General features: G+C 51.9%; 14 protein-coding genes. 6 read left to right on the top strand and 8 right to left on the bottom strand.

The genetic code is table 11. The features are described 5' to 3' along the window. Positions 1 to 103 precede the first annotated feature (103 nt). The 5 genes from rng to ACGHZ6_RS05665 are packed head-to-tail and all read right to left on the bottom strand — an operon-like array spanning position 104 to position 4701. Positions 104 to 1585: a ribonuclease G gene (gene rng / locus ACGHZ6_RS05685; protein ID WP_390617847.1), complete on the bottom strand. Its 1482-nt coding sequence runs from the start codon at positions 1583 to 1585 to the stop codon at positions 104 to 106. Between the two features lies 1 nt (position 1586). Further along, the gene (locus ACGHZ6_RS05680) at positions 1587 to 2240 is read right to left on the bottom strand and encodes a Maf family protein (protein WP_390617846.1); all 654 of its coding nucleotides are present in this window, start codon (positions 2238 to 2240) and stop codon (positions 1587 to 1589) included. 26 nt (positions 2241 to 2266) lie between these two features. Further along, the gene (gene mreD / locus ACGHZ6_RS05675; RefSeq protein ID WP_390617845.1) at positions 2267 to 2758 is read right to left on the bottom strand and encodes a rod shape-determining protein MreD; all 492 of its coding nucleotides are present in this window, start codon (positions 2756 to 2758) and stop codon (positions 2267 to 2269) included. Then, on the bottom strand, positions 2758 to 3612 hold the full coding sequence (gene mreC / locus ACGHZ6_RS05670; protein WP_390619148.1) for a rod shape-determining protein MreC: 855 nt from the start codon (positions 3610 to 3612) through the stop codon (positions 2758 to 2760). The genes mreD and mreC overlap by 1 nt, the downstream gene beginning before the upstream one ends. 54 nt (positions 3613 to 3666) lie before the next feature. Then, positions 3667 to 4701, bottom strand: coding sequence for a rod shape-determining protein (locus tag ACGHZ6_RS05665; RefSeq protein ID WP_390617844.1), 1035 nt, complete (start codon positions 4699 to 4701; stop codon positions 3667 to 3669). A 324-nt stretch (positions 4702 to 5025) separates the two neighbouring features. Here ACGHZ6_RS05665 and gatC point away from each other — a divergent pair, with 324 nt between their 5' ends. The 6 genes from gatC to cysZ all read left to right on the top strand — a co-directional run bounded on the left by gatC (position 5026) and on the right by cysZ (position 10463). After that, a complete protein-coding gene (gene gatC, locus ACGHZ6_RS05660; RefSeq protein ID WP_390617843.1) occupies positions 5026 to 5307 on the top strand; it encodes an Asp-tRNA(Asn)/Glu-tRNA(Gln) amidotransferase subunit GatC in 282 nt (93 codons plus the stop codon). A 16-nt stretch (positions 5308 to 5323) separates the two neighbouring features. Next, a complete protein-coding gene (gatA, locus tag ACGHZ6_RS05655) occupies positions 5324 to 6778 on the top strand; it encodes an Asp-tRNA(Asn)/Glu-tRNA(Gln) amidotransferase subunit GatA (RefSeq protein WP_390617842.1) in 1455 nt (484 codons plus the stop codon). A 12-nt stretch (positions 6779 to 6790) separates the two neighbouring features. After that, entirely contained in the window at positions 6791 to 8242 is a 1452-nt protein-coding gene (gatB, locus tag ACGHZ6_RS05650; protein ID WP_390617841.1) for an Asp-tRNA(Asn)/Glu-tRNA(Gln) amidotransferase subunit GatB, read from the top strand. 41 nt (positions 8243 to 8283) lie between these two features. Beyond that, entirely contained in the window at positions 8284 to 8580 is a 297-nt protein-coding gene (locus ACGHZ6_RS05645) for a PA4642 family protein (protein WP_390617840.1), read from the top strand. A gap of 167 nt (positions 8581 to 8747) precedes the next feature. Continuing rightward, the gene (locus tag ACGHZ6_RS05640; RefSeq protein ID WP_390617839.1) at positions 8748 to 9626 is read left to right on the top strand and encodes an HDOD domain-containing protein; all 879 of its coding nucleotides are present in this window, start codon (positions 8748 to 8750) and stop codon (positions 9624 to 9626) included. Positions 9627 to 9689: 63 nt separating this feature from the next. Further along, positions 9690 to 10463 carry a sulfate transporter CysZ gene (cysZ, locus tag ACGHZ6_RS05635; protein WP_390617838.1) on the top strand — a complete coding sequence of 258 codons (774 nt, stop codon included), beginning with the start codon at positions 9690 to 9692 and terminating at the stop codon, positions 10461 to 10463. A 45-nt stretch (positions 10464 to 10508) separates the two neighbouring features. Here cysZ and ACGHZ6_RS05630 read toward each other — a convergent pair whose 3' ends face one another. The 3 genes from ACGHZ6_RS05630 to ACGHZ6_RS05620 all read right to left on the bottom strand — a co-directional run bounded on the left by ACGHZ6_RS05630 (position 10509) and on the right by ACGHZ6_RS05620 (position 14176). Then, positions 10509 to 11765: a diguanylate cyclase gene (locus tag ACGHZ6_RS05630; protein ID WP_390617837.1), complete on the bottom strand. Its 1257-nt coding sequence runs from the start codon at positions 11763 to 11765 to the stop codon at positions 10509 to 10511. Between the two features lie 150 nt (positions 11766 to 11915). Beyond that, positions 11916 to 13469: an ATP-dependent RNA helicase RhlB gene (gene rhlB, locus ACGHZ6_RS05625; protein WP_390617836.1), complete on the bottom strand. Its 1554-nt coding sequence runs from the start codon at positions 13467 to 13469 to the stop codon at positions 11916 to 11918. A 110-nt stretch (positions 13470 to 13579) separates the two neighbouring features. Further along, positions 13580 to 14176, bottom strand: coding sequence for a DoxX family protein (locus ACGHZ6_RS05620; RefSeq protein ID WP_390617835.1), 597 nt, complete (start codon positions 14174 to 14176; stop codon positions 13580 to 13582). Between the last annotated feature and the right edge of the window lie 492 nt (positions 14177 to 14668).

Below are 14668 nucleotides of genomic sequence, written 5' to 3'. Positions count from 1 at the left end.
TAACCTGATATAACATTTGCTCAATTAACAACACCTCTATTAACAATGTCTCTATTATCAACGCCTCAACTATAAAAAGCGTTGACGCACCTTAGACCTGGATTTAGACCAGAATAATGTCATATTGCTCCTGACTGTAGATATTTTCTACCTGGAACTGGATGCTACAGCTGATAAATTCTTCCAAGTCAGCCACATTGGCAGATTCCTCATCCAACAGACGATCAATGACCACTTGCGAGGCCAGCACCAGGAACTTCTTATTATCATAGGCCCTGGCTTCACGCAGGATCTCGCGGAAGATTTCATAGCACACGGTTTCTGAAGATTTTAATCGACCCCGGCCGTTGCACACAGGACAGGGTTCACACATCACCTGCCCCAGAGACTCGCGAATACGCTTGCGCGTCATCTCTACCAGACCCAGCTCAGAGACACCGGTGATACTGGTTTTGGCGTGATCGCGCTCCATCATTTTTTCCAGCGTGCGCAGTACCTGGCGTTGATGCTCGGTATCTTTCATATCGATAAAGTCGATAATGATGATGCCACCCAGATTGCGCAGGCGCAGTTGGCGGGCGATAGCGGTAGCCGCTTCCAGATTGGTTTTAAAGATGGTTTCTTCGAGGTTACGATGGCCGACAAAGGCGCCGGTATTCACATCAATAGTAGTCATGGCCTCGGTTTGCTCGATCACCAGAGAGCCTCCGGACTTCAGCAACACCTTTTTATCCAGCGCTTTCTGAATCTCATCCTCAACACCGTAGAGTTCAAACAGCGGGCGCTCACCGGGATAGTGCTCAAGGCGTTTGACGGTTTCTGGCGCATAGCTTTCGGCAAATTCCAGCATCTTGCCAATGGCCTCGCGAGAATCGACCCGTACCTTTTCAATATGCGGTTTAACCAGATCGCGCATGGTGCGCATAAACAGCGGCAGGTCTTCCAGAATGACGGTTTTTGGTGGCGCGGCTTTAATCTTGGCTTCCAGATCCGCCCAAAGTTTATAGAGGAAAGGAATATCTGCCCGTAACTCGTCTTCACTCACACCTTCAGCCACGGTGCGGACAATAAAACCACCCTGCTGATCCGGCTCCTCATTCTCTTCCACACACTGCTGTACCAGCGACTTTAAGCGATCACGCTCCTCGTCAGCTTCAATACGGGTGGAGATTCCTATATGGCGCGTATAAGGCATATATACCAGATACCGTGCCGATACCGACAAATGGGTGGTCAAGCGTGCGCCTTTGGTACCAATGGGGTCCTTAGTGACCTGCACCACTAGAGACTGGCCCTCACGAACAATCTCACGGATATCAGCAATTTCGGCATTGCGGTCTTCCATACCGTCTTCATCCAACGGCGCAATATCGCCCGCATGGATAAACCCGGCACGCTCCAAACCAATATCGACAAAGGCCGCCTGCATACCCGGCAGCACACGCACTACCTTGCCTTTATAGATATTGCCAACAAACCCTTTACGCTGGGTGCGCTCAATGTACACCTCTTGCAACATGCCGTTTTCTACCAGCGCGGTGCGGGTTTCGGTCGGGGTTACATTAATCAGTAATTCTTCGCTCATACTATTCCTTAGACGCCTGCCAGCAAGGCACCCCAAAACGCGTTAATAATTCGTAAGTCTGTTCAATCGGCAAGCCCACCACACCGGTATAACTGCCTTCAATAGCGGTCACAAACACCGCTCCCAGGCCTTGTATTCCGTAGCCACCAGCCTTGTCCTGCGGCTCTCCTGTGGCCCAATACCGCTCTGCCTCGGCTGCAGTGATATCGCGAAATTGCACTTTCGTTACTGAAAGCATAGTTTGCTGCCGGTCAGGTTTGTAATCCTGCTTGTAACAAGGTGTATAAAAAGAAACGGCCGTCATAACCTGATGCTCACGATTAGCCAACTGCAATAACATGGCTTTGCCTGCCTCAGCATCAACAGGCTTTTCCAGTACCTGATCACCCAGCACCACGACGGTATCAGCCCCCAGAACCGGTGCTAATTCTTTTCCTGAAGAAAGCAATAGCTCTCCGCCCGCCCTGGCCTTATCCGCCGCCAGGCGGGTCACATAGTCCGCCGGGGACTCTCCAGGCTGACGCTCTTCAGGCACATCAACCCGTAAGGTCTCATAATTGACCCCAATCTGGGCTAACAATTCACGACGGCGGGGAGATTGTGAGGCCAAATATAACGATGGATTACACGATGAAGAGCAAAGTGAAGATGACACAACACATCCTTGATCAAGCTAAACAGTTACGTAACCCGATATTGCACCCGGAAACGCTCAAGTACCAGCCACACCACAGGCCAAACCAGGGCACTGGTAAAGGCAGGCATTAAAAACACCAGCGGCGAAGACGCACTACTGCCAGTCAGGCTATGCACCCAGTTATCAATTAACTGGTGAATACCTACCACCATAAAGACGATAACGGTCTGATGCCATAACACGTAGTTCCGCAGGCGCTGATAACTCAGCAGACAGACATAAACTACAGCCATCAGCGCCAGCGCATGGGAACCCAGTAGACTGCCTTCGAGAATATCCAGAAACAAACCAACAACCCACAGCAGAGTAATACTGATCTGCAGGGGCATGACCAGGGTCCAGTAGATGACTAGCAGGGCAATCCACTCGGGTCTGAGCCACTGCATCTGTGCTGAAAGGGGAAATACCGTCAGCAGGCACCCTACGAAAAATCCCAGCCAAATAACCCAACGGTTGTGGGCCTTATCCAGGGACATCAGTTAGCGGCCTCTTTATCCCTTTCAGCCTTGGCTGCCGATGTTTCGTTGCCAAACACCAGCAATACATGGCGACTGCGGTTCATCTGTGCCTTGGGGCGAGCCAGGACTTCGGCAAACGGCTGACCGGGATCGTGCTTAACTCGCTCTACCACTGCTACCGGGTAACCGACCGGGAAACGCTGACCAAGCCCGGAAGACACCAGCAAATCGCCCTCGCGAATATCCACGGTATTGGAGACATGGCGCAACTTCAGGGTATAGAGATCACCAATACCTTCGGCAACAGCGCGCACGCCATTGCGATTAACCTGTACCGGCAAGGCATGGGTACTGTCGGTAATCAGCAGTACCTGGCTACTGTTAGCACTGACTTCCACCACCTGGCCCATCAAACCAAAGGCGTCCAACAGAGGTTGCCCCAGATAAACACCCTCACTGGCACCGCGGTTGATAATCACCTTGTGAGCCATAGGATCCGGTGACACACCAATCAGCTCAGCGACTAATACCCGATCCTGAATCATATCGGCGGAGTTCAGCAACTGGCGCAGACGTACGTTTTCTGCCGCCAGTGTGGCCATCTGTTGTAACTTGCGGCGATGAATCAGCAGCTCAGATTTCAGCGCCTCATTTTCCTGCTGCAGCGCCTCGCGGGTTTTCACCGCGTCAGTGCCCCACTCGGCAATGCGCGCCGGAATATTGGTTACCCAATAAAAAGAATTAGCCACATTGGCCACTGAGGAGCGTACCGGCGTCAGCCAGTCGGTATAGAGGTTTACCAGAATCAGAATCAGGGCGGCAAAACTCAGGGTCATCACCCGAGATGCCGCCGAAGGGCCTTTGGAAAACAGCGGTTTAATGGTGAAGCCTCCTGCTCACAAAGACCACAGAGTATGTAAAGTAGATTAGGTGGACAGCAGATCGATACTGCGGTTATCCATCATCTCCATCGCTTTACCACCACCGCGGGCCACACAGGTCAGCGGATCTTCAGCCACAATCACTGGCAGGCCAGTCTCTTCAGTTAGCAGACGATCCAGATCGCGCAGCAGCGCACCACCACCGGTCAGCACAATACCGCTCTCGGCGATATCGGAGGCCAATTCGGGTGGAGATTGCTCCAGTGCGCTCTTCACCGCCTGAACAATACCGGCCAGAGGCTCTTGCAGGGCTTCCAGAATCTCATCACTGTTGAGGGTAAAGCTGCGAGGTACACCTTCTGCCAGGTTGCGACCGCGCACATCAATCTCACGCACTTCACTGCCGGCAAAGGCACAACCCACTTCCTGCTTGATACGCTCAGCAGTGGCGTCACCAATCACGCTGCCGTAGTTGCGACGCACGTAGTTAACAATCGCCTCATCGAAGCGGTCACCGCCGATCCGCACAGAGTCGGAATAAACCACACCGTTAAGGGAGATAATCGCAATCTCGGTGGTACCACCACCGATATCCACCACCATGGAGCCGCTGGCTTCCTCGGTTTTCAGACCGGCACCTATGGCGGCTGCCATGGGTTCCTCTATTAGGCGTACTTCACGAGCACCGGCACCCAGGGCCGATTCACGGATTGCACGCTTTTCTACTTCGGTGGACAGGCAAGGTACACACACCAGCACGCGAGGGCTTGGCTGGAACCAGCTGTTTTCATGCACTTTCTTGATAAAGTGCTGCAGCATTTTTTCAGTAACTTGGAAGTCAGCAATAACACCGTCTTTCAGTGGACGGATTGCAGTGATATTTCCCGGTGTACGACCCAGCATACGCTTGGCTTCGACACCTACTGCTTCGACAATCTTCTGGCCATTGTGTTGGCGAATAGCCACCACTGAAGGTTCATCCAGAACAATACCGCGCTCACGCACATAAATCAGGGTATTAGCTGTGCCCAAATCGATGGACAAATCGTTGGAGAAAACTCCGCGCAGGCGCTTTAACATGAACTCTGCTTACCTTCTTATTTTATAAGTTGCTTCATTTTTGTTATTTGGTCGGCAGATCCTGACAAAGTCCCCAAATCTGCCGTAAAAATGACATCTTTCCCGGGACTTATATATAAGACCCTGTAAACCCATGAACTCTATCAATGGCGGGGATTTAGAGCAAGGCGCAAATATGATAAGTTAGCGCCCTCAAATCGCTGGGTTCACAAATTGGATCACAAATCGGCTAATAATTAGCCAGGCAGGGTATTTCCAGGCCGTGCGCACCATGATGAACCCCAAGCAAGCGCCCCAAAGCGCACCCCAAACTAGGAGAAAACTGTGGATCGTTCAGACATTGTCAAACTGGCTGAACTGGCACGTATTGAAGTGACCGACGCTACCGCTGATGAAGTGGCGAAAAGTATCACCGACGTGCTGAATTTGGTTGACCAGCTGCAAGCCGCCGACACCGACGGCGTAGCCCCCATGGCTCACCCCATGGATGCCACCCAGCGCCTGCGCGCTGATGAGGTCACCGAAACCAACCAGCGCGAAGCCTTCCAGGCTATCGCACCGGCCGCCGAAGCGGGCCTGTACCTGGTACCTAAAGTAATTGACTGATACGGACTCTGATCCCATGCATAACAAAACCATTGCGGAACTGATTAGCGGTTTGCGCAACAAGGAATTTTCCAGTGTTGAGCTAACTCAGCACTACCTGGACCGTATCCAGCGTTTGGACGGTACCTACAACAGCTACATCAGCGTCACCAACGATATCGCGTTGGCACAAGCTGCCGAAGCCGATAAGCGTCTGGCTGCCGGTGACGCCCCAGCCCTGTGTGGTGTGCCCATTGCCCACAAGGATATCTTCTGCACCAACGGTGTTCGCACCAGCTGTGCTTCGAAGATGCTGGATAACTTTGTACCGCCTTACGACGCTACCGTGGTTAGCAATATGCAGACTGATGGCGCCGTGATGCTGGGTAAGGTGAATATGGATGAGTTCGCTATGGGCTCCTCCAACGAAACCAGTTTTTACGGTTCGGTGAAAAACCCTTGGGCCACTGACTGTGTACCTGGTGGTTCTTCCGGTGGTTCTGCTGCAGCCGTTGCTGCGCACCTGGCGCCTGGTGCGACTGCCACCGATACCGGCGGCTCAATTCGCCAACCTGCCAGCCTGTGTGGCCTGACAGGTCTGAAACCTACCTATGGACGAGTTTCCCGCTGGGGCATGATTGCCTTTGCCTCCAGCCTGGACCAGGCGGGCCCTATGACCCGCACCGCTGAAGATGCCGCCATTATGCTCAACAGCATGGCCAGCTTCGACGCCAAGGATTCCACCTGTATCGATCAGCCGCTGGAAGACTACACCGCTACCCTGAACGACAGCGTTCAAGGCCTAAAGATCGGCGTCCCCAAAGAGTACTTCAGCGAAGGCCTGAATGCCGAGACCGCAGCGCGTGTTGAAGCGGCGATCAAACAATACGAAGCCATGGGCGCTGAGATCAAAGAGATCAGCCTGCCACACACCGGCTTGTCGGTACCGGCTTACTACGTGATTGCCCCGGCCGAGTGTTCCGCCAACCTGTCCCGCTTTGACGGTGTACGTTACGGCTACCGCTGTGAAGATCCCAAAGATCTGGCTGACCTCTACAAGCGCTCACGCGGTGAAGGTTTTGGCGAGGAAGTTAAACGCCGCATTATGGTCGGCGCCTACGCCCTGTCTGCCGGTTACTACGATGCCTACTACAGCAAGGCACAAAAGGTACGCCGCCTGATCAAGCAAGACTTCGTTGATGCCTTCAACGAAGTCGATGTGGTGATGGGCCCAACCGCTACCGCGCCTGCCTTCCAGTTTGGCGCCAAAGGTGATGATCCGGTCGCCATGTACTTGGAAGATATCTACACCATCGCCACTAACCTGGCGGGCCTGCCTGGCCTGTCTATCCCCTGTGGTCTGGTCGACGGCAAACCGGTTGGCCTGCAGCTGATTGGTAACTATTTCAGTGAAGCCAAGCTGCTGAACGTTGCGTACCAATTCCAGCAAGCGACCGACTTCCACCAACAAACTGCCCCTGGCATCGAATAAGGAGTACAAGAGATGGAATGGGAAACAGTTATTGGTCTGGAAGTACACGTCCAGCTAGCCACCACCACCAAGATTTTCTCCGGCGCCAGCACTGCCTTTGGTGCCGAGCCTAACACCCAGGCCTGCGCCATTGATTTGGGTATGCCAGGCACTCTGCCGGTAGTGAACGAGCAGGCTTACCGCTATGCGGTGATGTTCGGTCTGGCCATTGATGCCGAAATCGGCAAGCGCTCTTTCTTCGAGCGTAAAAACTATTTCTACCCGGATCTGCCCAAGGGTTATCAAACCACCCAGCTGGAACAGCCTATCGTTGGCCCTGGCCACGTAGAGATTCAACTGAGCGATGGCTCCACCAAAACCGTGCGCATTCACCACGCTCACCTGGAAGAAGATGCGGGTAAATCCCTGCATGAGGACTTCCACGGTATGTCCGGTATCGATTTGAATCGCGCCGGCACGCCACTGATTGAAGTGGTAACCGAGCCGGATATGCGCTCTTCCGAGGAAGCCGTCGCCTTTGCCAAGAAATTGCACTCCATTGTGACCTCTATCGGTATTTGTGACGGTCAAATGGCTCAGGGCTCCATGCGTTTCGACGTTAACGTATCGGTACGCCTGAAAGGTGACGACAAACTCGGCACCCGCACCGAAACCAAAAACCTCAACTCCTTCAAATTTATGGAAGAAGCCATCAAGCTGGAAGTAGAACGCCAGATTGATGTGATTGAGGAAGGCGGCGAGATCATTCAGGAAACCCGCCTGTATAACGGTGATACCAAAACCGCTCGCGGCATGCGTTCGAAAGAAGAAGCCAACGACTACCGTTACTTCCCTTGCCCGGACCTGTTGCCGGTCGAGATCGATGACGAATATATCGAGGCGATTCGTCAAACCCTGCCGGAACTGCCCGATGCCCGTCAGGCCCGTTTTGTTGAGCAGTACGGCCTGTCTGACTATGACGCAGGCATCATTGCCGGTGACGCCAATGTGGCTAACTTCTTCGAAGCTGCAGTAAAAGCCTGCGACGATGCCAAGCTGGTGGCCAACTGGACCATGGGTGAAATCTCTGCACGCCTGAACGCCGAAGAGAAGATGATCACCGATGCACCGGTTAGCGCCGAGCAACTGGCCGGCCTGATTGCCCGCATCAAGGACAACACCATCTCCAACAAGATCGCCAAGCAGGTGTTCGAGGCCATGTGGGCCGGCGAAGGTGATGCCGATGCTATTATTGAGGCCAAAGGCCTGAAACAAATGTCGGATACCGGCGAGCTGGAAAAAATCGTCGATGATGTGATTGCCAGCAAACCACAGGAAGTTCAAAACTACCTGAACGCCGACGAGAAGAAACGCAAGAAGATGATGGGTGCCTTTATGGGGCCGATCATGGCAGCGACCAAGGGCCAGGCTAACCCGGGAATGGTTAACCAGATTCTGGCCAAGAAACTTAATGCCATGCAGTAACAGCGCCCTGTTTCTGCCATTAAAGATTTAAGGTAATTATTATGTCCCTGAAAAAAGACAAGCAAAAAGTTCTCGGCGAGTTTTTCGACGACGAGCGCATCAAAACCTTTTTGGATTTCGAAGCCCCTGAAGGTGTAGAAGCTGACTTCCACCTGCTGGAAAAAGCCTACCGCGGCATGGGTGCCGAGAACTTCACCACCTTTATCAAGTTCTTTGTTGAAGCCGGTCGCGACCTCAACGCGGTTGGCCCTGAAGGCAAAAACATCCTGCAAATCTGTCGCGAACACCGCCACAGCGCAGAATACGTTACTGCCCTGGAAGCGGCTGGCGCGCAATAATTCGCGCCATTTTTCTAAAGCTGCTTCCGCTTTATAGCCAAAAGGCCCAGTGCTTAACGCACCTGGGCCTTTTTTATTGCCAGACGTTCTAATACTCGCCCCTATAAGCTCCTATCCTTTAATTACTAACGCCTATATTTCTCCGTTGATTCCAGGGATACGGTTCTATGAATGGTTCTGTCAGTGGTATTACGCCGGTCGTTAACTCGCAGGAAGCCAAAAAGCTGATTACCGACATTACCATCCCACCACAGCCTCAGTTACTGGTGGATGTTCGCAACGCCTACCCAGACCTCAATAAAGTCAGTGCCATTATCAGTCAGGATCCAGCCATCAGTGCCGGGGTATTAAAAACCGTTAATAGCCCCTTTATAGGTCTGCCTAAAAAAATCGTCAGAGTCGACCAGGCTGTTGTCCTGCTGGGACTCGACAGCGTTATCAACCTGGTCAACGCCGTACAGTTTCGCAATGCCTTTGAGGATTTAGCCCCCGATCAGCTGGCTGAGTTCTGGCAGAACACCAATGCCACGGCTATGGCCGCCAGCATACTGGCCAAGCACACGAAGCTGGTTCGCACCGATGAAGCCTTTGCCCTGGGTTTATTTCGCAACTGCGCCATTCCGTTAATGCAGAGCAAGTTCAAAGGCTATATTGCCACTCTACAGCTGGCCTATGCAGATACAGCAGGTAATATCAGCCAAGTGGAAAAAAACAACTACCAGGCCGATCACGCCGCGATTAGCCATTTAATCGCCCGCGCCTGGCACTTACCCGCAAGTCTGATACAAGCCATCGCCGATCACCACAACCCCAAACGTCTGGCCTGCAAGGGCGCAGGCGATCAGCAACAGCATATCGATAACCTGTGCGCGATCCTCAAACTCGCCGAACACTGCACAGAAGAATATCTCTGTTACGGGAATCAGGAAGCCGACTATGAATGGGAGCGCCATAAAGCGACACTGCTGGATCATGTAGGCCTTAGCGAAGAAGACTACCTGCAACTCTGCGATCAAATTAGCGACGATATTGCACACAACACCTAAGCCCGGCTAGAATCCAGCCACCTAACTACTGGATTTTAACTACAAAGGATATTGGTGGCTGTTTTGGCAACAACTAAACCTTCCCTGGGTGAACCTTCCGGCATGGTTAACGGACTGACGTTTTTAACCCGCGGCGCTAACCTTATTACCCACAAAGAACTGCGCCTGTTTGTGCTGGTCCCCCTGCTGATTAACATCGTGCTGTTCTTTGTCCTAACGGGGATTTTAATTCAGCAATTCGATAGCGCAGTAGGTTGGTTGCTGGGCTGGCTGCCCAGCTGGCTGGACTTTATCTCCTGGTTTATCTGGAGCCTGTTTGCAGCCACCGTACTGGTTATTTACGGCTACAGTTTCAGTATTATTACCAATATTATTGCCGCACCGTTTTACGGTTTGCTAGCCGAGCGTGCAGAGGGCTTGATTACTGGTAAACGCCCCGACAGTGAACCGCTAAGCGAAATGATCCCCCGCACCCTGGGTCGGGAGATGTTAAAACTGTGGTATTTTATTTCCCGCGGGGCCGCGATTTTTATTATTAGCATAGTGCTATCGTTTATCCCCATAGTGAATATCCTGGTCCCCGTGATTGCCATCCTCTGGGGAGCCTGGTCCATGTCGATTCAGTATGTGGATTACCCGGCGGACAACCACCAACTGGCCTTTACCGAATTGCGTAAACGCTTGGGCGGCAACCTGACTCACAGTTATACCTTTGGTGGTTTGGTGATGCTGGGCACTATGGTGCCAATTTTGAATATTTTTATTATGCCGGTTGCCGTGGTGGGTGGGACTTACTACTGGGTAGAAAAACTAACACTGGTTAAAGCAGAAAAGTAACAATAGAGTTTGGGGTTGATAGAGACTGATCAACCCCGAATTGATTTAGTCGTCTCCTACCACTAAATTACGCCCGGCTTCCTTGGCGCGATACAAATAACCATCAGCCATATTTAATTGTTCATCCAGATTACCTAACAACTGGTTAGAAACACCAGCACTGAAGGTAATTGGCACAGCCTCATTACCGGCATATACAGGATTACTCGCAATAATTTCACGCAGCTTATCAATAAACGCAATGGCTTTTTCATTATCCAGGCCAGGCAATAAAGCAAAGAATTCTTCACCGCCAGCGCGAGCCACCAAGAAGCGCCCCAGGTTTTCAGTCAAGCAATCGGAAAACTGTTTTAGTGCGAGATCGCCCACTTCATGGCCGTGGGTATCGTTAATCTTTTTAAAGTGATCAATATCAATAATCACTGCCGCTAAAGGCGAGCCTTTTTCTTTGGCCTGGGCGTACATCGCTTCGCCCACTTCAAAGAAATAGCGACGGTTGTAGGCTTTGGTCAGGTGATCGCGATTGGCAGCATCCTTGATTTGTTCAATCAATTCCAAAGATTCCACATTGTGCATCACACGGCAGTGGAACTCTTCGTGATAAAACGGTTTGGGGAGAAAATCGTTAGCGCCGTTTTTAATAAACTTGGCAGACAGGGAACCCTGCCCTTCGGCGGACAAACCAATAATAATTAAATCAGACTTGTCGTACTTACCGCGCAACGCCTGAACCAATTCAAAGCCGTCCATATTCGGCATATTGTAATCGGTAATCAGCAGTTTCACTTCCGGGTGTTGCAACAATACTTTGATGGCCTCTACACCATCACCGGCTTCCAGCACCTGGAATAGATGGCGGCGTAACAGTTCACAAATAAAGCTACGCGAGGTGGTAGAATCTTCCACCACCAGCACTTTGATGTCCTGATTTTTACGCAGCCGGTTAATCATATTCACCGCATAGGCGTAAGAATAACGTCCTTCTTTGGTAACGTAATCCACAATGCCTTTGTTGAGCAATTCTTCGCGGCGCTCCTCATCGAAGGAGCCGGTCAACACGATAGTGGGCACCCCCAAGTCCAGCATATAGTCAACGACTTCGCCATCGGGGGCATCCGGCAGGTTCAGATCCACCAATGCAGCAAACAGATCATCCTGCTCTTCTTCATAGCGCTGCTTCGCCTCGGCAAAACTTTCGGCGTAGACCGCCTCAATAGTCGGCTCCTGGTTCATGACATGGCGAATCACCTTCATGACCATTTGGCTGTCTTCTACGACCAGTATTTTTTTTATTTCTTCCATAGTTCCGGGAACACCTGCTTACATCGGGTTGTTTGGGCTGCTATCCAGACCAGCTAAGTATGTAGCGGTCACAAGGTCAATGTCTTTAAGTTTAGTCAAAGCCAGAAAAAAGGCCCTTAAGTTGAACTTAAGAGCCTTTCGAAAAGGTGATTATGAGCGACGACGAGGACCGCCACGTCCGCGGCCATCTCCACGGCCACGTCCGCCACCGCCACCACGGCGCTCGCCGCGGTCACCGGTGTCTTTGCGCGGCCCCAAAGGCGGCGTATCAATCAACAGGTGCTCTGGTGGCATCTCACATTTGAGTTTTTGACCCAGCAGCTCCTGAATAGGCTCCAGGCGGAAAGCATCATCTTCGCAAGCGAAGCTGATTGAGGTACCGGTACGGCCCGCTCGACCAGTACGGCCAATACGGTGTACGTAGTCTTCCGGCTCTTCCGGCAAGGTAAAGTTCACCACATGGCTGATGCCATCAATATGAATACCACGACCCGCCACATCGGTAGCTACCAACACTTTCAAAGCACCGCTCTTAAAGCCTTCCAGGGTTTTCACCCGCTTATTCTGGGCAATTTCACCGGATAACAAGCCAGCTTTAAAGTCGTGGCGTTCGAGCTTTTCATGCAAACGGCGGCATTCATCACGACGGTTGGCAAACACGATCAGACTTTCCACATCTTCCTGCTGCAGGATGTTGTAGAGCAAACTGTATTTCTCTTCGGTGGCAGCCAGATAAACGCGCTGATCAACCCGGTCAGTCGCCACACTCTCAGGTTCAATCTCAATCTTGATAGCCTGATCCGTCCACTGATCGGCAAGGTTCATCACCTCATCGGTGAAAGTGGCGGAGAAGAACAGGGTTTGGCGGTGGGACTTTTTCGGGGTTTGACGCACAATACGACGCACCTGCGGAATAAAGCCCATATCCAGCATACGGTCGGCTTCATCGAGCACCAGAATCTCCACCTGATCCAGATAAACATCCTGATTGCCACAGAAGTCCAACAGACGCCCCGGCGTTGCCACCAGAATATCCACCAGCTCATTGTTCAATCGCTGCTGCTGTTTACCGTAATCCATACCACCCACCAGGGTGTGTACCTTCAAATCCGTATACTTGGTCAGATTTTTAGCATCATCAGCAATCTGCATCACCAACTCACGGGTTGGCGCAATCACCAGAGCACGGGCCTCACCCGCATAACGCTCACCTTCAATAGGGTGACGCAGCAAATCATCAATAATAGTCAGCAGGAACGCTGCTGTTTTACCGGTACCGGTTTGGCCTTTACCCAGCACATCGTGACCATTGAGGGTATGCGGCAGTGATTGGGCCTGAATAGGCGAAGCGTATTGATAACCCAGATCAGAGATAGCGTGCATCACATCCAGTGGCAGATCCAGATCGTGGAAGCGGGTTTTGCCCTCTTCCTCAGGCACCGCATACTGGGAAATATCCCATGGCTTGGCTGCAGGCTTATTGCTACGACGGCGGTTATTACGACGTTTATTCTGGTTACGAGGGTTAGAAGAAGACGCGTCTTGCTTATCTGACTGCCCTTTTTCACCTTTCGCGGCCTGGCCCTTCTTGGGCTTTTTGCCGGTTTTATCACCGCGGTGATCCTGGCGGTTGTTGGCAGATTTTTTGGCTGCGGGCTTGTCGGAAGATTGGCCACTCAGCTTGCGAAACAGATTACCTATCAAAATTCAGGTCCATTGGCTGATCGAAAGCTGAGCAGTATATATCAGTCGCTGGCGTCTAGGGTACCTTTGAATGATGGCAGCGGTACCCTATTGCCAAATAACGGCGGGGTTTAGGCCCTCCCTTGAGCCCTGGCAATCCAGTAGTCGGCGCTGACATAACGACCTCCACCGGTAAACAGCAGCACCAAACACATAATAAAGTAGGTCGCCGCAAACTCGATGCCACTATTGAGAATGACCAAGCTGCCACGACCAGTGAGCCAGTCATAGTTACCGTGTTCCTTCAGAATTTCTTTGGCACGGGCAAGGCGCTCTGCAGACTCCACCACCCGCTCATTGGCATATAACCAAGAGGGATCGGCTACCGCCTGCCAACCGTGAGGCCAATGTACGGCAAAGGCCGCCACCAGCATGGTGATCATCAGGGGAATACTCACCAGACGCGTAGCCAGTCCGGCAATTAACAAAATACCACCACCAAACTCTGTCAGCGCCGCAGCCCAACCCAGCAGTTCAGGCATGGGTAGACCCAAGCCCCAGTCCGGATTGCCAAACCAGGCAATGGTATCTTCAATACCTGTGATTTTTTTCCAGCCGGCAAAGATAAAGATTGGCCCTAAAAACAGGCGTAGAGCCAAGGGGCCCAGGCCGTCAAAATGACGTAGATTATCGAGAGCTCGATAGTACAGAGAAGTAATTGCTGTCACTTGTTTATCCTATTGTGTGAATAGCTTTTTGGGTAAGCTAAATGGTTATCCCTAGAGACCGAATATAACTTTAAGAGTTCCCTTTTATGGGAATATGATTTGTTTCTTGCAATTGTGGTGCTAAATCCGGAGTCAGCCGGGTAAAGCTGCTCTTCGCGCCCATAAGCGGCCGGAAAAAGTCAGCGCTACGTAAACTCGCATTCGCTCAAACAACCTCCGCGACTACCCTGACTTTTTCCGGCCGCTTAAGCAATGGGCTGATTGCTACGAGCAGTTTCACCCGGCTGACTCCTAACAATGTGCAGCGCCAAATAGAACTTAACAAGCCCGGGGTCTGACCCAATGGGTCAGACCCCTTCATCTCAACTCCGACCAGACTTTATTTATCCACAGGTAGGTTTACCCGAGGGAGGGGGATGCCTATGACCAATCAGGCTGCGCTTAAGACTTCTCCTGAGGTGGGAGCGTTTTCGAGGACTGTCTGAGCGTCGT

The sequence above is a fragment of the Maricurvus nonylphenolicus genome (assembly GCF_042854845.1).
Taxonomy (GTDB): Bacteria; Pseudomonadota; Gammaproteobacteria; order Pseudomonadales; family Cellvibrionaceae; genus Maricurvus; species Maricurvus nonylphenolicus.
The sequence above is the reverse complement of the archived record's forward strand: the minus strand, read 5'-3'. Positions and strand labels throughout refer to the sequence as shown.

Coding starts and splice junctions, on each gene's coding strand:
- rng (WP_390617847.1), bottom strand. CDS start 1,585: ATGAGCGAAGAATTACTGATTAATGTAACCCCGACCGAAACCCGCACC.
- mreD (WP_390617845.1), bottom strand. CDS start 2,758: ATGTCCCTGGATAAGGCCCACAACCGTTGGGTTATTTGGCTGGGATTT.
- ACGHZ6_RS05665 (WP_390617844.1), bottom strand. CDS start 4,701: ATGTTAAAGCGCCTGCGCGGAGTTTTCTCCAACGATTTGTCCATCGAT.
- gatA (WP_390617842.1), top strand. CDS start 5,324: ATGCATAACAAAACCATTGCGGAACTGATTAGCGGTTTGCGCAACAAG.
- gatB (WP_390617841.1), top strand. CDS start 6,791: ATGGAATGGGAAACAGTTATTGGTCTGGAAGTACACGTCCAGCTAGCC.
- ACGHZ6_RS05645 (WP_390617840.1), top strand. CDS start 8,284: ATGTCCCTGAAAAAAGACAAGCAAAAAGTTCTCGGCGAGTTTTTCGAC.
- ACGHZ6_RS05640 (WP_390617839.1), top strand. CDS start 8,748: ATGAATGGTTCTGTCAGTGGTATTACGCCGGTCGTTAACTCGCAGGAA.
- ACGHZ6_RS05630 (WP_390617837.1), bottom strand. CDS start 11,765: ATGGAAGAAATAAAAAAAATACTGGTCGTAGAAGACAGCCAAATGGTC.